This window comes from Stenotrophomonas sp. STEN083 (assembly GCF_056759195.1).
This window is the reverse complement of record NZ_JBRRCU010000025.1, coordinates 25,377-45,256: the sequence shown is the minus strand read 5'-3', so window position 1 is coordinate 45,256 and position 19,880 is coordinate 25,377. Positions and strand designations below refer to the sequence as shown.

20 protein-coding genes are annotated in these 19,880 nt (G+C 63.0%); 7 read left to right on the top strand and 13 right to left on the bottom strand.

Annotated features, from left to right (window positions below):
* Positions 1-2 precede the first annotated feature (2 nt).
* From ACVOK8_RS09755 to ACVOK8_RS09740, 4 genes are all read right to left on the bottom strand, one after another.
* The gene (locus ACVOK8_RS09755) at positions 3-497 is read right to left on the bottom strand and encodes a MarR family winged helix-turn-helix transcriptional regulator (RefSeq protein WP_481566631.1); all 495 of its coding nucleotides are present in this window, start codon (positions 495-497) and stop codon (positions 3-5) included.
* 90 nt (positions 498-587) lie between these two features.
* Positions 588-1,703, bottom strand: coding sequence for a cyclopropane fatty acyl phospholipid synthase (cfa, locus tag ACVOK8_RS09750; protein ID WP_481566630.1), 1,116 nt, complete (start codon positions 1,701-1,703; stop codon positions 588-590).
* A gap of 17 nt (positions 1,704-1,720) precedes the next feature.
* Positions 1,721-2,548 carry a DUF3298 and DUF4163 domain-containing protein gene (locus ACVOK8_RS09745; RefSeq protein ID WP_481566629.1) on the bottom strand — a complete coding sequence of 276 codons (828 nt, stop codon included), beginning with the start codon at positions 2,546-2,548 and terminating at the stop codon, positions 1,721-1,723.
* 60 nt (positions 2,549-2,608) lie between these two features.
* A complete protein-coding gene (locus ACVOK8_RS09740) occupies positions 2,609-2,902 on the bottom strand; it encodes a GNAT family N-acetyltransferase (protein ID WP_481566628.1) in 294 nt (97 codons plus the stop codon).
* A gap of 199 nt (positions 2,903-3,101) precedes the next feature.
* On the opposite strand from ACVOK8_RS09740, the gene ACVOK8_RS09735 reads away from it, so the two are divergent.
* Entirely contained in the window at positions 3,102-3,266 is a 165-nt protein-coding gene (locus ACVOK8_RS09735) for a hypothetical protein (RefSeq protein WP_481546359.1), read from the top strand.
* A 132-nt stretch (positions 3,267-3,398) separates the two neighbouring features.
* Here ACVOK8_RS09735 and ACVOK8_RS09730 read toward each other — a convergent pair whose 3' ends face one another.
* Entirely contained in the window at positions 3,399-4,019 is a 621-nt protein-coding gene (locus tag ACVOK8_RS09730; RefSeq protein ID WP_481566627.1) for a rhomboid family intramembrane serine protease, read from the bottom strand.
* Positions 4,020-4,021: 2 nt separating this feature from the next.
* Positions 4,022-5,590, bottom strand: a complete 1,569-nt coding sequence (locus ACVOK8_RS09725) for a POT-type proton-dependent oligopeptide transporter (protein WP_481566626.1) — start codon at positions 5,588-5,590, stop codon at positions 4,022-4,024.
* A 226-nt stretch (positions 5,591-5,816) separates the two neighbouring features.
* Here ACVOK8_RS09725 and ACVOK8_RS09720 point away from each other — a divergent pair, with 226 nt between their 5' ends.
* A complete protein-coding gene (locus tag ACVOK8_RS09720) occupies positions 5,817-6,578 on the top strand; it encodes an endonuclease/exonuclease/phosphatase family protein (protein WP_481566625.1) in 762 nt (253 codons plus the stop codon).
* A gap of 333 nt (positions 6,579-6,911) precedes the next feature.
* On the opposite strand, the gene ACVOK8_RS09715 is transcribed toward ACVOK8_RS09720, so the two are convergent.
* A complete protein-coding gene (locus ACVOK8_RS09715; RefSeq protein WP_481566624.1) occupies positions 6,912-7,523 on the bottom strand; it encodes a superoxide dismutase in 612 nt (203 codons plus the stop codon).
* 261 nt (positions 7,524-7,784) lie between these two features.
* Between ACVOK8_RS09715 and ACVOK8_RS09710 the strand changes: the two genes are divergently transcribed.
* Positions 7,785-8,249, top strand: a complete 465-nt coding sequence (locus ACVOK8_RS09710) for a guanyl-specific ribonuclease (RefSeq protein ID WP_481566623.1) — start codon at positions 7,785-7,787, stop codon at positions 8,247-8,249.
* Entirely contained in the window at positions 8,246-8,692 is a 447-nt protein-coding gene (locus tag ACVOK8_RS09705; RefSeq protein WP_481566622.1) for a barstar family protein, read from the top strand. Before ACVOK8_RS09710 ends, ACVOK8_RS09705 begins: the two co-directional genes overlap by 4 nt.
* 3 nt (positions 8,693-8,695) lie before the next feature.
* On the opposite strand, the gene ACVOK8_RS09700 is transcribed toward ACVOK8_RS09705, so the two are convergent.
* From ACVOK8_RS09700 to ACVOK8_RS09685, 4 genes are all read right to left on the bottom strand, one after another.
* Positions 8,696-9,223, bottom strand: coding sequence for an SRPBCC family protein (locus tag ACVOK8_RS09700; RefSeq protein ID WP_481566621.1), 528 nt, complete (start codon positions 9,221-9,223; stop codon positions 8,696-8,698).
* A gap of 266 nt (positions 9,224-9,489) precedes the next feature.
* Positions 9,490-9,918, bottom strand: a complete 429-nt coding sequence (locus ACVOK8_RS09695; RefSeq protein ID WP_481566620.1) for a VOC family protein — start codon at positions 9,916-9,918, stop codon at positions 9,490-9,492.
* Between the two features lie 86 nt (positions 9,919-10,004).
* Complete coding sequence (locus ACVOK8_RS09690) at positions 10,005-11,894, bottom strand: ATP-binding cassette domain-containing protein (protein ID WP_481566619.1); 1,890 nt, start codon at positions 11,892-11,894, stop codon at positions 10,005-10,007.
* A 35-nt stretch (positions 11,895-11,929) separates the two neighbouring features.
* Entirely contained in the window at positions 11,930-12,835 is a 906-nt protein-coding gene (locus tag ACVOK8_RS09685; protein WP_481566618.1) for a LysR family transcriptional regulator, read from the bottom strand.
* Positions 12,836-12,962: 127 nt separating this feature from the next.
* Between ACVOK8_RS09685 and ACVOK8_RS09680 the strand changes: the two genes are divergently transcribed.
* Positions 12,963-13,991 (top strand): YeiH family protein, encoded by a 1,029-nt coding sequence (locus ACVOK8_RS09680; RefSeq protein ID WP_481566617.1) that lies wholly within the window; start codon positions 12,963-12,965, stop codon positions 13,989-13,991.
* A gap of 226 nt (positions 13,992-14,217) precedes the next feature.
* Here the strand turns inward: ACVOK8_RS09680 and lysS are convergent, their stop codons facing one another.
* Positions 14,218-15,738, bottom strand: a complete 1,521-nt coding sequence (gene lysS / locus ACVOK8_RS09675; RefSeq protein WP_481566616.1) for a lysine--tRNA ligase — start codon at positions 15,736-15,738, stop codon at positions 14,218-14,220.
* A 99-nt stretch (positions 15,739-15,837) separates the two neighbouring features.
* Positions 15,838-16,963, bottom strand: a protein-coding gene (prfB, locus tag ACVOK8_RS09670) for a peptide chain release factor 2 (RefSeq protein ID WP_481566615.1) whose coding sequence is annotated in 2 segments (ribosomal slippage) — positions 15,838-16,887 and positions 16,889-16,963 — 1,125 coding nt in all. Because the reading frame shifts where the segments join, the coding sequence is not laid out codon by codon here.
* A 158-nt stretch (positions 16,964-17,121) separates the two neighbouring features.
* On the opposite strand from prfB, the gene ACVOK8_RS09665 reads away from it, so the two are divergent.
* The gene (locus tag ACVOK8_RS09665) at positions 17,122-18,300 is read left to right on the top strand and encodes a pre-peptidase C-terminal domain-containing protein (RefSeq protein ID WP_481566614.1); all 1,179 of its coding nucleotides are present in this window, start codon (positions 17,122-17,124) and stop codon (positions 18,298-18,300) included.
* Positions 18,301-18,414: 114 nt separating this feature from the next.
* Entirely contained in the window at positions 18,415-19,761 is a 1,347-nt protein-coding gene (locus ACVOK8_RS09660) for an ABC transporter substrate-binding protein (RefSeq protein WP_481566613.1), read from the top strand.
* Positions 19,762-19,880 lie beyond the last annotated feature (119 nt).

Genomic DNA, 19,880 nt, shown 5'->3' with positions numbered 1-19,880 from the left:
ACTCAGCTCGCCTCGATGCCGTCCAGCATCTTTTTCAGCAGGCGTTCGAGCTGGTGCTGCTCACCCTCATCCAGACCTTGCACCTGCATGACCAACAGCTCCGCCATCTTTGGCAACAGGCTCTGTATGCAGGCAAGACCGGAAGCGGTCAGGTGCAGGCCCAATTTGCGCCGGTCATTGGTATCGGGAATACGCTCCAACAGGCCCTTGCTGCATAACTGGTCGGTGAGCCGGGTGATGTTGGCCGACTTCTCGGTGGCGGCCTCGGCCAGCTCCGACGGGGTCAGCGGATGATCCGGCGTGCCGTACAACATCATCAGGATGTTGTACTCAGCGTGACTGAGGTCGAAATCACGCAACACGGCGTTGGCGCGGTCGTGGACCGTCTTGTAGATGCCTTTGACCAGGCGCACCAGCACGGCCGGTTCACGCGGGAATCCAGGCCAGCGGGCGCAGGTGGCATCAATCCGGGTTTCGGTCGCGTCGAAGCTGCTCATGGGCTATCCGGCTCATCCTAGAATGAGGCAGATAATACACATATGTAATATAAACTTATAAAACAGTTTTGCGGTTACAGCGTTCCATGTTCAGCGTGGCGCCAGATAACCCTCTCGAACCCCGCGCGGCGACAGCAGCAATTGCCAGAGCTGCGAGTGGCGGGTACGGAAGGTCGCCATCGAAGCCGCCAGGTAGAAACGCCACATGCGCCGGAAGCGTTCGTCGTAGCGGGCGTCCAACTGCTCCCAAGCCGCTTCGACGTTGTCACGCCAAGCCCGCAGGGTGCGGTCGTAGTCGGTGCCGAAGTTATGCCAGTCCTCCAGCACAAACAGCCCTTCCATCGCGTGGGTGATCTGCGCAGCCGAAGGCAGCATGGAGTTGGGGAAGATGTACTTGGCGATCCACGGATCAGTGCGGTCGCGACTGACGTTGGTGCCGATGCTGTGCAACAGGAACAAGCCCTGCTCGCCCAGGCAGCGCCGGGCAACCTCGAAGTAGCTGCGGTAGTTCTTGACCCCGACATGCTCGAACATGCCCACCGAAAACACGGCGTCGAAGTGCTCGTCCAGCTCGCGGTAGTCCTGCAGGCGTATCTCTACCGGCAGCCCGGCGCATAGCTGGCGGGCAAACTCCGCCTGCTCCTGCGAAATGGTCACCCCAACGCCCTGCACGCCATAGCGCTCGGCGGCGAACTTGAGTGCCTCGCCCCAGCCACAACCGATATCCAGCACACGCATGCCCGGTTGCAGGCCAAGCTTGCGGCAGATCAGTTCCAGCTTGGCTTCCTGCGCGTCATCGAGATTCGCTGCATTGCGCCAGTAGCCGCAGCTGTAGACCAGCCGCTTGCCGAGCATGGCCCGGTATAGGTCGTTGCCGAGGTCGTAGTGGCGTTTGCCTACCTCGTAGCTGCCCTGCCCGCTCTGCAGGTTGAACAGCTTTGCCTTTAGCGCATCCCAGACCTCGCCACCACCATGCACGCGCTCATCAAGCCGCGCGTCGAGCAGGTGGGTGAGCAGGCCATCCAGCGAATGTGCCTGCCACCATCCCTCCATATAGCTCTCGCCCAGACCCAGCGAGCCGTCGGCCAGCACCCGCGCATAGAAGCGCGGGTCCAGGATGTCCAGGTCCTGCGGCCTATCACCACCCGGGGTGATATCGGCCTCCTGCAGCAGTGCTTCCACACGTCGTTGCAGCCCTGCATCCATCACTGACCTCCTGTGTTTCAGGGGTGCGCGAACAGCCCCTGGTAAGCCGCCACCACATGCGGCAACAGCACCGCCGCCGGCACATCCACCGTCTGCGTGCCATCCGAATACGGTCCCACCTGATAGGGCGGGAACACGAACCGCAGCGCCGAAATCTTGCCAGCCGCGTCCAGCACCGGCTGGAACTGACCGAAGTTGGTGGCGTCGGCCGTGGTGCCTTCGTCGATCATCTTGGACAGATTACGGACCTGGGCCTGCTGCTCCTCCGGCGACATGTCCTCGCCCTGGGCGCGCACCATAGCCTGCTCCAGCAGCTTGTCCTCGGTGAAATCACTGATCGCCTGCCAGCCCTTGGCCGAGGTAATCAGGTCTTCTGCCTTGAGCAACTGCTGCTGCTCTGGCAGCCAGACAAAACGGGCTACCAACGGCTGGCCGTGGGCACCACCGGTATAGCTGCTGCCATCGGCGGACACAGCAACCACCGCCGGCGACTCCACCAGCATGTCGAAGGCCAGTGACAACTCATACGGCGCGGTGGGCTTGTCGTTGCCGAGTTCGGCGACCGACTTCAACAGGTCGGCCTTGGCGTGGCCTGCATAGTCGCTCAGCGCATTGGCCAGGCCCGGATACTTGGCGGCTGCCGGCGGGTAGCTGATACCAATGACATAGCTTGGGGTGTTCTCAATCACATCGCGCAGATCAGCTGCCGCAGGTGCGACCGCAACCGGTGCCTGCACCGGTTCCGCGGCCGGTGCGACCGGCGCACCTTGCTCATCCTGCTTGCAACCAGCCAATGCCAGCAGCAATACCGCTGCGGCAGACGATCCCCGTACCAACCTGTTCATGCCCTTTGATCCCTTGGAGGTGTGTGCGGCCGCCCGGTCGGGCTTGGCCATGCCAGCGAATTATCCCAGCAGGTCCGCATATTCGCCATGACGTTGCATGAAAACGGCGGCATAAGCGCAGGCCGGTATCACCTTCCAGCCAGCCGCACGAGCATGCTCCAGCGCGAAGCGGGTCAATGCTGCGGCAATGCCACGGCCGCCAATGGCTTCGGGCACTCCGGTATGGGTAATGACCATGACGCCATCGTCCAGCTCGTAGTCCAGCACGGCGAGCTGGCCATCGACCTGGATCTGGAAGCGGCTTGCAGCTGCATCATGTTCGATGCCCGGGACCGACGGTTTGTTCAAGTTCATGGCTACTCCTGCGCAACGCGGTGGATTCGATGAAAGCGGCGTGATGACGCGGCCGATCAGACAGAAGCGCCGCTTTACGTCACTTTCCGACATCGACGCCGTCAGCGCCACCGCAATCAAAGCATGGACTGTGCCCCAAAAGCTGGCATGGGATTTGCTCCATACACCTGCAAACAACCGATAGCAGGCGAGGCGTCTCATGTTCGACAACGACCGCACGATGCAGATCCCGTCCAACGACCATGACTCCACCCTGCTGGAGGGCCTGTTCCAGCTAGCCGTCGCCGGCGACACCGACGGCTGGGAATTCAAGAAGATCGACAGCGAAGTCTATTCGCGCCTGCTCGACAGCTACGCTGCCTGAGCCAGCCACCAGCGTTCACGCACGCGGCGCGCCCAAGGCGCAGCTGCCATGAACGAAAAGGGGCCGCGTCGACACGATGCGCGCGGCCCCTGGCATGCGGGGCGATACAGCCCCCAGCTCCCTTTCCGCCGATCAGAAGCGGAAAGTAGGATTCATCAGACTCTGCAGGAAGTGCTGCAGCAGCTCCGGCTCCATGATCAGCATGAACATCACACCGAATGCGGCACCGGCCAGGTGTGCGCTGTGATTGACGTTGTCCCCGCCCTTCTTGTCCATCCAGATGCTGTAACCGACGTAGAACGCAGCGTAGACGATGGCCGGGGCCGGGATGAACATCACCAGGATCAGCTTCCAAGGCGCGATCAGGATGTAGGCAAACAGCACCGCCGACACCGCCCCTGAAGCACCCAGGCTCAGATAGTTCGGGTTCTTCTGGTTCTTCAGGTAAGTCGGCAGGATCGACACCACCAGCGCCGCCAGATAGAACAGCGGGTAGACCCACCACTGCCCGGTGATGCCGAGCATGATGACTTCGATCGAGCGGCCGAAGAAGTACAAGGTCACCATGTTGAACAACAGGTGGCCGAAATCGGCATGGATGAACCCATAGGTCACCAGCCGGTCGTACTGCTTGTGCTTGTCGATCGCCGGCGGCCACAGGATCAGCCGGTCAGCCAACTTGCGGTTATTGAACGCCATCCACGACACCAGGGCGGTGACGGCGATCAGGATCAGGGTTATCGGTCCTTGCATGTTCAAACCGCCCGGTAGTTGTCGACCATCTTGTAACGGCGTGCATAGATGCCAAATGCCAGCGCCGCGATGAAGGCGAAGCCGGCAAAGAAGAACATCAGGAACGCCGTTTCACTCAAGCCGGTACTGGCAATGCGGTCGGTGACCGCGTGGTTGCGCACCGCCGCATTGGACAGCAGCACCCACAGGTTACCGATGGTGGTGGTCAGGTTCCAGAAGCTCATCACCACACCCTTCATGGATGCCGGTGCCTGGCTGTAGGCAAATTCCAGACCGGTCGCCGAGACCAGCACTTCACCGAAAGTCAGCAGCGCATACGGCAGCACCTGCCAGAAGATCGACATCGCATCGCCGCCGTCCATGACCACCTGGATGCCACCCACCACGATCCAGGCCAGGCCGCTGAAGGCAATACCGGCGGTCATCCGCCGCAGCGCGGTCGGCTCGAAGCCGAAGCGACGCAGCGCCGGGTACAGCACCAGATTGTTGAACGGGATCAGGATCATCACCAGCAGCGGGTTGAGTGCCTGCATCTGCGAAGCGGTGAACCAGCTGGGCATGCTCATCTGCTGGCCCTGCAGCACCCAGGTCGAGGCTTTCTGGTCGAACAGCGAGAAGAACGGCGTGGTCAGGGCGAAGATCACCAGCACCTTCATTACCGAACGTACGCCTTCAACAGCCGCCTCCGGGTGCACGCCACGGGCGCGGTCCAGCTGCAGCATGGTGCCGCCGCCAATACCGGCCAGCACCGAGACCAGCGCCAGACACAGGCAGATCACGATGCCCAAACTGGGCACCAACGCGAACGAAGCCAGCGCCAGCAGCACGCCGAGCACCGCCACCACCAGACCCATGCGGCCCTGGCCAGGCGCCTGTGCCAGCAGCGCGGTGCGGATCACGTTGGCGAAGGAATGCGGGTCCTTGGGCGGCAGCGGCACCAGCACATAGCGCTTGCGGCCCAGCCAGAACACGAAGGTGGCCACGAACATCAGGATGCCGGGGATGCCGAATGCCCACTGTGGGCCGAGGTTCTTCAGCGCCAGCGGAATCAGCAGCGAGGCGAACAGCGAGCCGAAATTGATGATCCAGTAGAACGCGTCAAACACGATCTTGGCCAGATGCTTGTTGCCCTGGTCGAACTGGTCGCCCATGAACGACGCCACCAGCGGCTTGATGCCACCTGCACCCAAGGCGATCAGCCCCAAGCCCAGGAAGAAGCCTTGGCGGTTGCCCTCGAACAGCGCCAGGCACAGATGGCCGACGCAGTAGATCAGGCTGAACCAGAGAATGGTGTGGTACTTGCCGAAAAAGCGGTCTGCCAGCCAGCCACCGAGCAGCGGGAAGAAATACACGCCGATCATGAAGCTGTGCATGATGTCCTTGGCTTCGCCTGCACGGCCTTCGGCGGTGATCTCCTGCAACAGCAGCGAGGTGATCAGGAACTGCACCAGGATGTTGCGCATCCCGTAGAAACTGAAGCGTTCGCACGCCTCGTTACCGATGATGTAGCCGATCTGGCGCGGCATTTTTGCCTTGGGGTTCGGGGCTGCTGCCACGTCGTTGGTCGTCATCTGCGGGCGATCCGTGAATACAAAGGTTGCAAGCGTAACGCATCACGCTGCCCGCCAGACTGGATCCAACAGGTAAAACACCTACCGCCCACACCAGCAAAACCCTATTACAGCCGCCTGCACGCCCCTTCTACGCGGAAAGCATTAGGATGACAGCCCCTCATCTTGAGGCGTTGCAATGCTGCGCTGGGGCTGTTTTGGACTGCTTGTCCTGTCATTTGGTGTCATGGCTGAGCCGGTAATTCCGGTCATCAAGATCGCCAACCTGCGCCTGCCCGACAGCGGCGAAATCTGGACCGGCCAGCGCGACCGGATCGCCGCGCTGATGGAAGACCTGCGTCCTGACGTGATCGTGGTGCAGGATGTGCGCCAGCTGGCCAACACCCCCAACCCTGCGTGCTGGCTGGGCAGCCGCCTCAAATACAGCTGCGATTTCATCAGTGCCGATCGCCCCAGCCAGCCGGTGCGCCGCGGCAATGCGGTGTTGACCCGCCTGCAGGCACAGCAGGATGGCATCACCCTGCTGCACGGAGATGACGCCCCGACCGCGGCCGGCATGCAGCGCCTGCAGCTGCAGCAGACCCAACTGAACATCTATGCGGCCAGCATGTGCCCCAGCGACAACAGCCCGGTGGCGCGCGGACACCAGGCGGCAGATCTGCGCTCCTGGATGGATGCCACCGCCGAAGGCCTGCCGTCACTGATCATCGGCAACTTTGCCGCGCCCACCGAGGAACTGGTTCGGCAACTGCCCGGTTATCAGCCGGCACGCAGGAATCCGTCCAATCGCCGTGGTGATGCCCGCCTCGCAGCCGACGCCCAACACGGGCTGGACGTGCTGTACCAGGTCCGCAGCTTCGCAGACATCACCCAGCAGGCGATCCAATTACCAGCCAGCGAAACGCAACCCACCCCCGAACCGCTGGGCATGATGGCAACGTTGCGTATCACCCGCATCCCCGTAACTGAGGACGCTGAGCAGCCCTGAGGCGGCAGTTGCCTGCAGTCGTTTGTGAGAGCGGCGTCAGCCGCGAAGCTGGGGTGGGTGGAGCTGCGGGCACACATGCACTCCGATGATGTGTGTGCTTCGCGGCTGACGCCGCTCCTACAAGAGCCTGCCAGCCTGCGTTTGCCCTGTGCCCGCGAAGCTGGCGTTGCCGTAGTTGCGGGCATCCTTGCAATCTGATGTTGCACCAGCTTCGCGGCTGACGCCGCTCCCCAACATGGGGTTTGGGGCGCCAGCAACGGCAAAGGCCGGGCAATGCCCGGCCTTTGCTGGAGCGGCCGTCTCAACCGGAACAGCCGCTTCATGTCACCGCTATCAGGCAATCGCTTCCTGGTAACGACGCTCGACTTCGTTCCAGTCGACCACGTTGAAGAACGCGCCGATGTATTCCGGGCGACGGTTCTGGTACTTCAGGTAGTAGGCGTGTTCCCAAACGTCCAGCGCCAGGATGGGGGTGTTGCCGTCCATCAGCGGGCTGTCCTGGTTGGCCGAGGACTCGACGACAACCTTCTTGTCCGGGGTCACGCTCAGCCACGCCCAGCCGCTGCCGAAACGGGTCAGCGCGGCTTTGGTGAAGGCGTCCTTGAACTTCTCGAAACCGCCCAGCTGCGATTCGATCGCCTTGCCGACGTCACCGACCGGCTGGCCGCCGCCGTTGGGCGACATCACGGTCCAGAACAGGGAATGGTTGGCATGGCCGCCACCGTTGTTGCGCACCGGACCCTGCAGGTTTTCCGGCAGCGACTTGGTCTTCTTCACCAGCTCATCAACCGGCAGGTCGGCGTACTCGGTGCCTTCCAGCGCAGCATTGACGTTGTTGATGTAGGTCTGGTGGTGCTTGCTGTGGTGGATCTCCATCGTGGCCGCATCGATATGCGGTTCCAGGGCGTCGTAGGCGTAAGGCAGCTTGGGCAGGGTGTAAGCCATGAGGGATCTCCTTTGGATAGCCGGTTTCTGTGTCTGGTCGAAAAACCAGACGGTGCGCTATCAATGGTAGGGACGAAGCAGCAACTTACCAAGGGTGTCGTAAAGGAAACTTTGTCCCGCACGCGGGCGCTGGACAGTGCATGCACGATCTGCGCGACCGTTGTTACTGTTGCGTGAAGCCAACGTACTGAACCATCTGTTCAACAAACACGCTGTCATGGCGTGATAATCGTCGCTTGTTTCGGAATCCTCCTACTGCCCATGCGTAAGCCTCTGCTCCTTGTTGTCGCCATCGTTCTGCTCATCGGGGGACTGTGGGGCATGCGCGTGCTGCAGCAACCTGCGCCTCCGCAGTTCGCGCCGTCGCTTTCGCAGGACTTGCCCGCATCGGCGGGGACCAGCCAAGCCGCACGCGCTGAGGAACAGAGCAAGGACCCGCTTCCGGCCTTCCTGCCGCCCGAGGCACGCGAGACCATCGCCCTGATCCAGCGCGGCGGCCCCCACCCGCACCGCCAGGATGGCAGCACCTTCGGCAACCGCGAGCGCCAGCTACCGCAGCGGCCGCGCGGGTATTACCGCGAGTACACCGTGGATACGCCGGGACTGAGCCATCGTGGCGCCAAGCGCATCGTCACCGGCGGCGACCCGCCGGATGCTTGGTATTACACCGACGACCATTACGAGAGCTTCCGCAGCTTTGAAGTCCCCGCCAGGAGTACGCCATGAGTGACAGCGGTTTTGATATGGGCCTGGAAGACGTCAGCCAGGCCGGCGTCTACGGTGTTGGCGACGGCGACCTCGGCGGTTTGGCGGCGGTAGCACGCGATGCCGGACTGCGCGTGTGCCGCATCGACCTGGAAGGCTGCACCGACAAGCGCACCTTGCTGATGCGCCTTGGCACCCAGCTCGACTTCCCGACCGGCCGGAGCCGCAACTGGGATGCGCTGTCCGATGGATTGCGTGACCTGTCCTGGCTGCCGGCCAACGGCTATGCGTTGTTGTTCAGCGATGCAAACGACCTGCGCCAAGGCAGCCCGGCTGACTTCGATACCTTGCTGGACGTGCTGTCCGAAGCCTCGGCCAGCTGGGCCGAGGACAAGGTGGCGTTCTGGGCCTTCCTGGAACTACCGGGTGGCGGTGAGGAAGCAGCTGGCGACGAAGAAGAGTAACCCTCAGCGGGCGGCCTGCAGCCAGCGCGCCAGGCCGTCCAGCTGTTGCGCCTGGACCTTGTCCACCACTGGCGCCAGGGCGCTGAGATCATCGGGGCTGTAACCGCCTGCGCGGTAGCGCCAACTTACCCGGGTTGAAGTGCCTTCTGCCTGCAGGGTCCATTCGGCGACACCGTGCAGACCCATGCCCTGCATCGGCCCCAGCCCGCCAGTCATGCGCAGGATTTTCTCCGGATCTACGAACACGACCTGCAGATGCTGTGCCTGCTGCGCGCCTACGATCTCGCAGAAACAGCCACCGGCGCGGGCATCGATGGACAGCGTTGCACCCTTGCCCCACCAACTGTGGTCTTTTGGCCACCAAAGGTCGATATCGGCGGTCATCGCCCGCCACACACGCTTAGGCGCGGCTGCGATCAGGACACTGTTTTCGACGGTGAAGCCACCGGGTGTGGCGTCTTTGACTTCGGCGTAGGCCGGTAAGGCGAAAGCGGTTGCGAGCAGCAGGAGCGTATTGAGTCTGCGGTGCATGGCTGCTGCTCTTGTTGAATGGCATGAGCATGCGCGGAGCGTGGTTGGGCCGCAAGCGCTAGCTCGTGCCTAAGAGCACCCCTCCCTGCCCTCCCCTGCACCTGCGGTGCAAGGGAGGGAGCGTAGTGCCGAGCCATGCTCGGCAGGAGCCTTCCCAGCAACCAATCAGCGCTGCAGCTGTAGGCCGAAAATCCGAAGATCAACAGCTCAAAGCACCCCTCCCCAACCCTCCCCTACGCCCACGGCGCAAGGGAGGGAGCAGAGCATCAGCCGACCGCCACCGAAACCGGCCCCTTCAATTCAATGGTGTTGCCATCCGGATCTCTGAAATACAGCGACAGCCCATCCCCTTCAGCGCCAAAGTTCACTTCGGCTGCCGCCAACGGCGTTGCGCCATGCAAGGAAAGATATGCCACCAAGCTGGCCTCATCGAAAGGCTCGACGCGCAGGCACAGATGATCAACATTACGCGCTTCCAACCCCGGCCCGGCACCACCGCGCACACCCAAGCTACCATCCAGACTGATCAGGTCGATCATCGACGCGCCGGCACGCAGATGCACCAAACCAAGATGGTCGCGTCGTCGCACCACCTCGCAGCCCAGCACCGTTGAATAGAAAGCAATGCTGCGCTCCAGGTCGCGGACCCGGAACACCACGTGATCGATACGCTCAATCTCAAACGGCCTTTTCATCATCACCTCGCAGCATCCATGGACACCATCCTGCCGTCCTCTGCGAGGACGGCAGGTGAAGCAAGGCGTAGACCGTCAGACCCGGCTCAGGCGTCCAGTTCCTGCCAACGGGCGTAGGCGGCATCCAGCTCGGCCTGCACCTTGGTCAGCTGCGCCGTGTGCGCAGTGACTTCGGCACTGGAACGGGTATAGAACGAGGGGTCATTCATCGCCGACGTCAGGCCTTCCACATCCAGTTCCAGCCTTTCGATCTTGGCCGGCAGCTGCTCCAGTTCGCGCGCGTCCTTGAAGCTGAGCTTGCGCTTGGGCGCGGCATCGGCCACCGGAGCGGCAGGCGCAGCTGTAGGTGCCGCCGTCGCCGAAGCCTTGGCCACCGCCATCGCGGTCTGGGTCGGTGCCGGGCGCTGGCGCAGCGAGTCGCTGTAGCCGCCGATGTAATCGCCTACCCTGCCCTCGCCTTCCAGCACCAGCGTGGAGGTCACCACGTTGTCGAGGAAGTCACGGTCATGACTGACCAGCAGCAAGGTGCCGGTGTAGTCGGCCAGCAGTTCTTCCAGCAGCTCCAGGGTTTCCACATCCAGGTCGTTGGTCGGTTCGTCCATCACCAGTAGATTGGACGGCTGCGCAAACAGCTTGGCCAGCAGCAGACGGTTGCGCTCGCCACCGGACAGGCGGGTGATCGGCGCGCGTGCGCGTTCCGGGGTGAACAGGAAGTCCTGCAGGTAGGCATGCACATGCTTGCGCTTGCCGTTGAGATCGATGAAGTCCGCGCCTTCGGCCACGTTCTCGATCGCACTCCAGTCTTCGCGCAGGGTGGCGCGGTACTGGTCGAAATAGGCGATCTGCAGGTTGGTACCCTGGCGCACTTCACCGCTGTCCGGCTGCAGTTCGCCCAGCAGCAGCTTCAGCAAGGTGGTCTTGCCGCTGCCGTTGGGGCCGATCAGGCCGATACGGTCACCGCGCAGGATGGTGGTTTCGAAATCCTTGACCATCACCCGCTCGCCGAACGAGAAGGAGATGTTCTTGATGTCGATGACCTTCTTGCCGGAGTTCTCGGCACCGGCCGCTTCCAGCTTGACGTTGCCACCGAGCTCACGGCGCTGGCTGCGCTCGTTGCGCATCGCCTTGAGCCGGCGTACACGACCTTCGTCGCGGGTACGGCGCGCCTTGATGCCTTGGCGGATCCAGACTTCTTCCTGCGCCAGCAGCTTGTCGAAGCGGGCGTTTTCCTGGGCCTGCGCGTTGAGGCGCTCTTCGCGGCGGCGCTCGTAGTTGTCCCAGTCACCCGGCCAGCTGGTTACCTGGCCGCGATCGATCTCGACGATGCGGGTGGCCAGGGCACGCAGGAAGCGGCGGTCATGGGTGACGAACACCACGCAGCCGTTCCAGCCCTTGAGGAAGGTTTCCAGCCAATCGATGGCTTCGATGTCCAGATGGTTGGTCGGCTCGTCGAGCAGCAGCACGTCCGGGCCAGCGACCAGCGCACGCGCCAGCAGCACGCGGCGCTTCATGCCGCCGGACAGACGGCCGAATTCGGCATCGCCATCCAGGTCGAGTTTGGTCAGGGTTTCCTCGACACGCTGATCCAGACCCCAGCCATCGGCGGCATCGATCTTGGCCTGCACATTGCCCATGGCCTCGCCATCGAAGACCTCGGCGTGGCTCAGGCGGTGGAACTCGGCCAGCCAATGGCCGAGTTCGCCAAGGCCATCGGCGACCACGTCGAACACGCTGCCGGCAGCGCCATGCGGCACTTCCTGCTCGAGCCGGGTGACGCGCACGCCCTGCTGCACGCGCACCTCGCCGTCATCGGGCTTGAGCTCGCCAGCCATCAGCTTCATGAGAGTGGATTTGCCGGCGCCGTTGCGGCCGATCAGGGCGATACGCTCGCCAGTCTCGATCGACAGTTCGGCTTTTTCCAGCAACAACGGGCCGCCGACGCTGTAGTCGACGTTCTGCAAGGTAATCAAAGGCATGGGCGTATTGTACGGGCTCTGGCGGCCGACCGCGCTCAATCGTCGCTAAACACGCCCGCCGGCAGGCCGAGCAGCTGGCGCAGGCTGGCCGGAATGCGCTTGCCGGGGTGGCGCACCGCCCACAATTGGCGCTGCAGTGGTGGCAACGGCGTCGCCAACACATTCAGCTTGCCCAGCGTCACCAGGTCCGCCACCGCGTGCCGCGACAGGCAGGCCAGGCCGAGCCCGGCGACCGCGCCCTGCTTGATCGCCTCGGTGCCGCCCAGCTGCAGCACCTCGGCAAACCCATGCAGATGCGGCAACAAGGCATGCTCGGCGGCCTCACGGGTACCTGAACCGGGTTCGCGCAGCAGCCAACGTGCCTGCCGCAACATCGCCAGGTCCGCTCCCTTACTGAATTGCGTCGCCAGCGGATGGCGTTGGCCAAACACCACCACCAGTTCGTCCTGCTGCCAATGCGCCACTTCCAGCCCCGGCTCGTGGCTGGGCCCTTCAATCAAGCCGACATCCACTTCCAGCCGCTGCACGGCGCTGGTGACTTCCCGGGTATTGCCGATCACCAGCTCCACATGGGCATGCGGATTGGAGGCCTGCAGGTCTGCTATCCGCGCCGGCATCAGGTAGTTGCCGATGGTGGTACTGGCGCCCACCTGCCAACGCACGGCCGCACCGGTCTGGCTGTCGGCCCGGAACCGACGCTCGATATCGGTCATACCCGCCAACAACGCTCGCGCCTGCGGCAGCAAGGCTCTGCCGTGGCCGTTGAGCACCAGCCGGCGCCCAATCCGATCGAACAAAGCCAGCCCGAGCAGGCTCTCCAATTCGACCAGGGCGGCACTGACCGCCGATTGCGACAAGCCCAGCAGCTCACCGGCCGCAGTCGTGGTGCCGGCCTCGGCGATACCGGAAAAGATCTGCAACTGACGCAGGGAGAGATGCATAACCTATCTCTAAAATCGGTTGATTCAACCAATATTATCCGTTTTACAGGTAATAACCTTGGGTGCAGCATGGGCTATCTTCTAATAACCCAACGTTATGAACACCTCGACCCAAGGGCTTACCTCGATGCCCCTCTCCCGTCTCCCCGGCCTGCTGTTGACGGCCGCAGTCGCCGGCCTGTCGATCTGGCTGGGTACCTTGCCGTGGATGCAGAGCCACGGCATCAGCGCGCTGACTCTGGCCATCGTCATCGGCATTGTTCTCGGAAACACGGTCTATCGCAGCCTTGCGACCCGCGCCGACGCTGGCGTTGGTTTCTCCAAGGCCACCTTGCTGCGCGCCGGCATCATTCTCTATGGCCTGCGGCTGACCCTGCAGGATATCGGCCAGGTTGGCGTTGCCGGCGTGGCGATCGATGCGCTGGTACTGTGCTCGACCTTCGGCCTGGCCTGGTGGCTGGGCACCAGGTTGCTGGGCATGGACCGCAACTCTGCGCTGCTGATCGGCGCCGGCAGTTCGATCTGTGGCGCCGCCGCGGTGATGGCGGCCGAACCAGTGATCAAGGGCCGCGCCGAACAGGTAGCGGTCGCCGTGGCCACGGTGGTGGTGTTCGGCACGATCGCGATGTTCCTGTACCCGCTGCTGTATCAGTGGGGCGTGTCGGCGGGCTGGATGCCGTTGGATGAGACGGCGTTCGGTGTATTTACCGGCTCTACTGTGCATGAGGTCGCCCAGGTGGTGGCTGCTGGACGTGCGGTCAGTGAGCCTGCCGCCGATGCCGCTGTCATCACCAAGATGGTGCGGGTGATGATGCTGGCACCGTTCCTGGTCGGTCTGTCTGCTTTGCTGGCCCGCGGCCAGAGCAGCGGCAATGGCGAACGTTCGAAGATCACCATTCCGTGGTTTGCGTTCGGCTTCATCGCGATGGTCGGTTTCAACTCGCTGCAGTTGCTGCCGGCTGAGGTGGTGAAGGTATTGGTGGATCTGGACACCGTGTTGCTGGCGATGGCGATGGCCGCGCTGGGCCTGACCACGCATGCTTCGGCGCTGCGTCAGGCCGGTGCCAAGCCGATGTTGTTGGCTTTGTTGTTGTTCATCTGGTTGTTGGCTGGCGGCATGTTGATCAATCTGGGCGTGCGGGCTGTGCTGGGCTGAGGCGCTACCGGGAAAGCCCCTGCCGAGCATGGCTCGGCACTACAGGATTGGGGCCGCGACGGCTTTAGCCCCTCTCCCGCGTGCGGGAGAGGGGTTGGGGTGAGGGCAGCTTCTCGCTGGTAAAGCCCCTGCCGAGCATGGCTCGGCACTACATTTCAGAAACAAAAAGGCCTTCCCAGTTACGGGAAGGCCTTTGTTCTTGCGGCTGCAACCGGGTCGCCTTGGATCAGGCTTCCGGGCGCATGTACGGGAACAGCAGTACGTCGCGGATCGAGGCGCGGCCGGTCAGCATCATCACCAGACGGTCGATGCCGATGCCCAGACCACCGGTCGGTGCCATGCCATATTCCAGCGCACGGATGTAGTCAGCGTCGTAGTGCATGGCTTCATCATCGCCACCGTCCTTGGCTTCAACCTGGGCCTGGAAACGCGCGGCCTGGTCTTCCGGGTCGTTCAACTCGGAGAAGCCATTGGCCAGTTCCTTGCCGTTGACGAACAGTTCGAAACGATCGGTGTAGCCGGCGTCGTTGTCGCTGGCGCGGGCCAGCGGCGAGACCTCGACCGGGTGATCGGTGATGAAGGTCGGCTGGATCAAGGTGTGTTCGACCGTGGCCTCGAAGATCTCCAGCAGCAGCTTGCCCCAGCCGTAGCTCGGCTTGACGCGGATCTTCAGGCGTTCGCAATGGCGCAGCAGTGCATCACGATCGGTGCAGTCCGCGGCGGTGATTTCCGGGTTGTGGTGACGCACCGCCTCGTCCATGCGCCAGCGGCGGAAGGCCGGGGCCAGGTCGATCTGCACGCCATCCCATTCCACCGAAGTGGTGCCGAGCACGCTCTGCGCGACATCGCGGATCACGCCTTCGGTCAGGTCCATCACTTCGTTGTACGTGGCGTAGGCCTCGTACAACTCCATCATGGTGAATTCCGGATTGTGGCGGGTGCTGACGCCTTCGTTGCGGAAGTTGCGGTTGATTTCGTAGACGCGCTCAAGGCCGCCAACCACCAGACGCTTCAAGTACAACTCCGGCGCCACGCGCAGGTACAACTGCATATCCAGCGCGTTGTGGTGGGTGGTGAACGGCTTGGCCGTGGCGCCGCCGGGGATGTAATGCATCATCGGCGTTTCGACTTCGAGGAAGTCGCGATTGTCCAGCCATGCACGCATGGCGCGGATGATCTTGGAGCGCTTGATGAAGACGTCGCGCGATTCCGGGGTGACGATCAGGTCGACGTAGCGCTGGCGATAGCGCTGCTCGACGTCGGCCAGGCCATGCCACTTGTCCGGCAGCGGGCGCAGCGACTTGGTCAGCAAGCGGATGCTGGTCGCCTTGACCGACAGTTCGCCAGTCTTGGTACGGGTCAGGCCGCCTTCGACGGCGATGATATCGCCCACGTCCCAGCCCTTGAACGCGGCGTAGATGTCGCCCAGTGCGGCGGCCTGCAGGAACAGCTGGATGCGGCCGCTCTCGTCCTGGATCTGGGCGAAGCTGGCCTTGCCCATGATGCGCTTGGCCATCAAACGGCCGGCCATTTTCACGGTGCGGCCGGTGGCTTCCAGCGCTTCGCTGGTCCAGGCCTCGGCATCGGCGTACTCGGCCTGCAACGTGCCGGCGAAGTCTTCGCGACGGAAGTCGTTCGGGTAGGCGATGCCCTGCCCGCGCAGCGCCGTGAGTTTCGCGCGGCGCTCGGCGATGAGGCTGTTCTCGTCGACGGGGAGCTGCTGCGTTTCAGGGGTCTGTTCGGTCATGGCTTTGTTTTCTAATTGGGGGAGATAACCAGGCGCGGCCACCGTCTGGTGAAACCGCACCGTACAACAAGGGAATGGCCCGTGCAGGGCCATCCCGGATCAAGCGTCGATGCGCTTGGCGCCGGCCTGCAGGCCGGACTTGAGGCTGGCCTCGATGAACTCATCAAGGTCGCCGTCCAGCACCTTCTGCGTGTCAGTACGTTCAACGCCGGTGCGCAGGTCCTTGATACGGCTCTGGTCGAGCACGTAGTTGCGGATCTGGCTGCCCCAGCCGATGTCGGACTTGGTCGCTTCCAGCGCGTCACGCTCGCTGTTGCGCTTCTGCACTTCCAGCTCATAGAGCTTGGCAGCCAGCATCTTCATCGCGGTGTCGCGGTTCTGGTGCTGACTACGGCCGATCTGACAGGCCACCACGGTGTTGGTCGGGATGTGGGTGATACGCACCGCCGACTCGGTCTTGTTGACGTGCTGACCACCGGCACCGGAGGAACGGTACACGTCGGTGCGCAGGTCGGCCGGGTTGATGTCGATTTCGATGTTGTCATCGACTTCCGGCGACACGAATACCGAGGTGAAGCTGGTGTGGCGGCGATTGTCCGAGTCGAACGGCGACTTGCGCACCAGCCGGTGCACGCCGATCTCGGTCTTCAGCCAGCCATAGGCGAACTCGCCCTCGACGCGGAAGGTGGCAGATTTGATGCCAGCGACGTCGCCGCCGGACACTTCCATCAGCTCAGTCTTCCAGCCGCGCGATTCACACCAGCGCAGGTACATGCGCAGCATGATTTCCGCCCAGTCTTGAGCTTCGGTACCACCGGCACCGGCCTGGATATCGACGAACGCATTGCAGCTGTCCATCTCGCCGGAGAACATGCGCTGGAACTCGAGCTTCTCGATGTGCGCCTGGAACTTGTCCAAGTCAGCCACCACGGCCAGTGCGGTGTCTTCGTCCTGCTCGCTTTCGGCAAGCTCAAGCAGCTCGGTGGCTTCGGACAAGCCGTCCAATACGTTGGCAATACCGGTGACGGTCTTGTCCAGCATCGAGCGCTCACGGCCCAAGGTCTGGGCGTATTCCGGGTTGTTCCAGATGTCCGGGTTTTCGAGTTCGCGGGTTACTTCTTCGAGACGTTCTTTCTTGACGTCGTAGTCAAAGATACCCCCTGAGCGATAGCACGCGATCGGTGAGATCGGTGATTCGCTGGCGGATGGGATTGAGTTCGATCATGGTCGGTCTAGTAAGGCAGACAAGCTGACAATTCTAGCATCCAGCCGACTCCTGAATTGGGCCTTTGGGCCGTGAAGACGTTCTCGCTGAATAGACACGACTTAACGTTAGAATCGCCCCCTGACCCGCAAAGACGGGAAAAGGAGACATTTCTGACCATGAAGGACCTAAGCTTGAACGCCAGACACGCTCGCCTGTTTGCAGCCATCACCTTGACCTTGGCACTTGCTGCCTGCCAGAAGCTGGGCGGCCTTGCCCCCACCGGCGGTGACAAGGCTTCGAACCTGACCGTCGGAGAGACGGTCTCTGGTGAAATCACCTCGTCCAGCACCCTGAACTACAACGACGGCAGCCGTCACCAGGGCTACAAGATCACCATGAAGAACGGCGAAGCCGTCTCCCTGGAACTGGGTGGCTCGCTCAGCGGCCAGCTGGCGGTGTTCGACGGCCAGAACATGATTGCCAATGCCTCCTCTTCGGGCATGAGTGAAGGCGACTCCTCCAGCTCGGTCAACCTGGCCTTCCGCGCCCCCAAGGACGGCACCTACCTGGTCGCAGTCAACAGCGCCAGCGCCGACGCGTTTGGCCCGTTCAAGCTCAAGAGCGCCAAGGTCGTGCCGTATGACGGCAAGCCGCTGGGCGCCGAAAGCGAGATCACCGACTGGCTGATGGGTGACAAGCAGGAGTACAAGCTGAAGGTCGACAAGGCCGGGCTGTACGCCATCACCGTGGAGTCCAGCGCATTCGACTCCTACCTGCGCCTGAACGGCCGCAACGTCGAACTGGAAGACGATGACAACGGCGGCAACCTCAACGCCCGCATCCGCACCTACCTGGAGCCGGGCGAGTACACCGTCGCCGCGTCCTCGGTGAATGGCAACACCGGCTCGTTCAAGCTAAACGTCAAGCTGACCCCAACCGAGAATGGCCTGGTTACCCGTGACGGCACTGCGCTGACCGTAGGCCAGACCGCACAATCGATGATGGATTCGCGTGGCCGCCGCACCTTCGTACTGAATCTGGACGCACCCAAGCACATCCAGTTCGACGCCATCGCCGATGGTTTCGATTCGGTGCTGCACATCACCGGTCCGGGCGTCGACGAAGAGAACGACGACGGCGGCAACGGCACCAACGCCCAGCTGACCCTGAACCTGCGTGCCGGCCGCTACATCGTTGCGGTCACCAGCCTGGGCAGCCAGCAGGGCGTATTCGAGCTGGAAACCACCGACCTCGGTGGCGGCGATGTCGCGGCCCCAGCCAACAGTAATCGCAAGGATGCTGCCGAAGAGGCCGCCAGCGCTGCTGCCGACGCAGCCGCCGCCGTCATCCAATAAGCCACACCGCCCAACTCGCCAGCCGGCGTGTTGGGCCCACGGCCACGCCGCCTGCCCCCGCAGGCAGCGTGGCCGTTCTTTACCTACCCCTGCTTCCCACCTAAAGGAGTTCAAGTGAAGCGACTTGCAGCCGGACTGCTGTCCCTTGCCATTGCCGCCGCCGTGCACGCCCCCGCGTATGCCGCCGGCCCGGCCCGCCCCCTCGCCATCGATGGCGATGTCAACGGCGAAATCACTTCTTCAAGCCCGGTCAACTACAGCGACGGCACCCGCAGCCAGCTGTTTTCGTTGCAGATGGGCGCCGGCCAAGCGGTTTCGCTGAAGCTGGAAGGTGCGCTCAAGGGCGCCCTGGCCGTGTTCAATCGTGATGTCCTGGTCTCGCGCACCGACGCCGGCAGCGAAGGCAGCACCACGCTGAGCATGCGCGCCGACAAGGCCGGCCAATACCTGGTCGCCGTCAGCGGCGCCGACGCACGTGCGTTCGGCCCGTTCCAGCTGTCGGCCGAACCAATCGTCGCCTATGACGGCAAGCCGCTGACCGCCGGCCGCCGGGTCACCGATTGGCTGAGCAACGGCGACAAGACCTTCGTCCTGCAGGTCGACAAGCCCGGCCTGTACACCATCAACCTGGAGTCCAGCGAGTTCGATTCGCGTCTGGAGCTGAGCGGCAACGGCCTGAATCTGGAAGATGACGATGGCGGCAACAACCTCAATGCGCGCCTGGTCGCTCCATTGCAGCCGGGCCGCTACACGCTGACCGCCGGCGGTCTGGGCGAAGCTTCCGGCGCGTTCTACCTGGGCGTGGAGCAGGCTGATTTCCCGGAAGGCCTGGTCTTCAACGACGGCACCAGCCTGCCGCTGGAAGGCACCGTGAGCGGCTTCATCGGTGCTGACGACACCCGCAGCTTTGTATTGAACCTGCCGGAGCGTCGCCGCGTACAACTCGACGCCAGCGGCAAGGATCTGGACACCATGCTCACCCTGCAGGGCGGCGACATCACCCTGAGCGACGATGATGGCGGCGGCGGTGTCAATTCGCGCATCAGCCAGGTACTGGACGCGGGCGAGTACAACGTATCGGTGCGCTCGGTGAACAGCCGTGGCGGCGTGTTCCAGCTGGCTACCAGCACTGCAGCCGCCCCCGACGGTCCGATCCGCCCCGAGCTCAAGATCGGCCGCGAAGTCCAAGGCCAGCTGCGTGCCGGCAACCGTGACATGTACACCTTGGAGATTCCGCGCAAGGGCAAGTACGTGATCAGCATGACGGCCGGCTCCTCGAGCCTGGATGGCATGATCACCGTGATGCGCAATGGTGAAGAAGTCGCCCAGCAGGACGACAGCGACTCCAGTCTGGATCCGAACCTGGAAATCGAACTGGAAGCCGGCCGCTACATCGTGTTCGCCCACAGCTTCGATCCGAACGCTACCGGCAGCTACCGCCTGCTGGCACGTCGCAAGTAAGCAAGCCTTACCAAACCCCCGACGCCAGATCTCTGGCATCGGGGGTTCTTTTTTTGTGGGAGCGGCGTAAGCCGCGAATCAAACAATGCATCAGCACAAGGGATTGGCAGCGCCGGCTT

Excerpts from the sequence above, each read along its gene's own strand:
- ACVOK8_RS09755 (WP_481566631.1), bottom strand. The coding sequence starts at position 497 with ATGAGCAGCTTCGACGCGACCGAAACCCGGATTGATGCCACCTGCGCC.
- cfa (WP_481566630.1), bottom strand. The coding sequence starts at position 1,703 with ATGGATGCAGGGCTGCAACGACGTGTGGAAGCACTGCTGCAGGAGGCC.
- ACVOK8_RS09745 (WP_481566629.1), bottom strand. The coding sequence starts at position 2,548 with ATGAACAGGTTGGTACGGGGATCGTCTGCCGCAGCGGTATTGCTGCTG.
- ACVOK8_RS09740 (WP_481566628.1), bottom strand. The coding sequence starts at position 2,902 with ATGAACTTGAACAAACCGTCGGTCCCGGGCATCGAACATGATGCAGCT.
- ACVOK8_RS09735 (WP_481546359.1), top strand. The coding sequence starts at position 3,102 with ATGTTCGACAACGACCGCACGATGCAGATCCCGTCCAACGACCATGAC.
- ACVOK8_RS09730 (WP_481566627.1), bottom strand. The coding sequence starts at position 4,019 with ATGCAAGGACCGATAACCCTGATCCTGATCGCCGTCACCGCCCTGGTG.
- ACVOK8_RS09725 (WP_481566626.1), bottom strand. The coding sequence starts at position 5,590 with ATGACGACCAACGACGTGGCAGCAGCCCCGAACCCCAAGGCAAAAATG.
- ACVOK8_RS09720 (WP_481566625.1), top strand. The coding sequence starts at position 5,817 with ATGGCTGAGCCGGTAATTCCGGTCATCAAGATCGCCAACCTGCGCCTG.
- ACVOK8_RS09715 (WP_481566624.1), bottom strand. The coding sequence starts at position 7,523 with ATGGCTTACACCCTGCCCAAGCTGCCTTACGCCTACGACGCCCTGGAA.
- ACVOK8_RS09710 (WP_481566623.1), top strand. The coding sequence starts at position 7,785 with ATGCGTAAGCCTCTGCTCCTTGTTGTCGCCATCGTTCTGCTCATCGGG.
- ACVOK8_RS09705 (WP_481566622.1), top strand. The coding sequence starts at position 8,246 with ATGAGTGACAGCGGTTTTGATATGGGCCTGGAAGACGTCAGCCAGGCC.
- ACVOK8_RS09700 (WP_481566621.1), bottom strand. The coding sequence starts at position 9,223 with ATGCACCGCAGACTCAATACGCTCCTGCTGCTCGCAACCGCTTTCGCC.
- ACVOK8_RS09695 (WP_481566620.1), bottom strand. The coding sequence starts at position 9,918 with ATGAAAAGGCCGTTTGAGATTGAGCGTATCGATCACGTGGTGTTCCGG.
- ACVOK8_RS09690 (WP_481566619.1), bottom strand. The coding sequence starts at position 11,894 with ATGCCTTTGATTACCTTGCAGAACGTCGACTACAGCGTCGGCGGCCCG.
- ACVOK8_RS09685 (WP_481566618.1), bottom strand. The coding sequence starts at position 12,835 with ATGCATCTCTCCCTGCGTCAGTTGCAGATCTTTTCCGGTATCGCCGAG.
- ACVOK8_RS09680 (WP_481566617.1), top strand. The coding sequence starts at position 12,963 with ATGCCCCTCTCCCGTCTCCCCGGCCTGCTGTTGACGGCCGCAGTCGCC.
- lysS (WP_481566616.1), bottom strand. The coding sequence starts at position 15,738 with ATGACCGAACAGACCCCTGAAACGCAGCAGCTCCCCGTCGACGAGAAC.
- ACVOK8_RS09665 (WP_481566614.1), top strand. The coding sequence starts at position 17,122 with ATGAAGGACCTAAGCTTGAACGCCAGACACGCTCGCCTGTTTGCAGCC.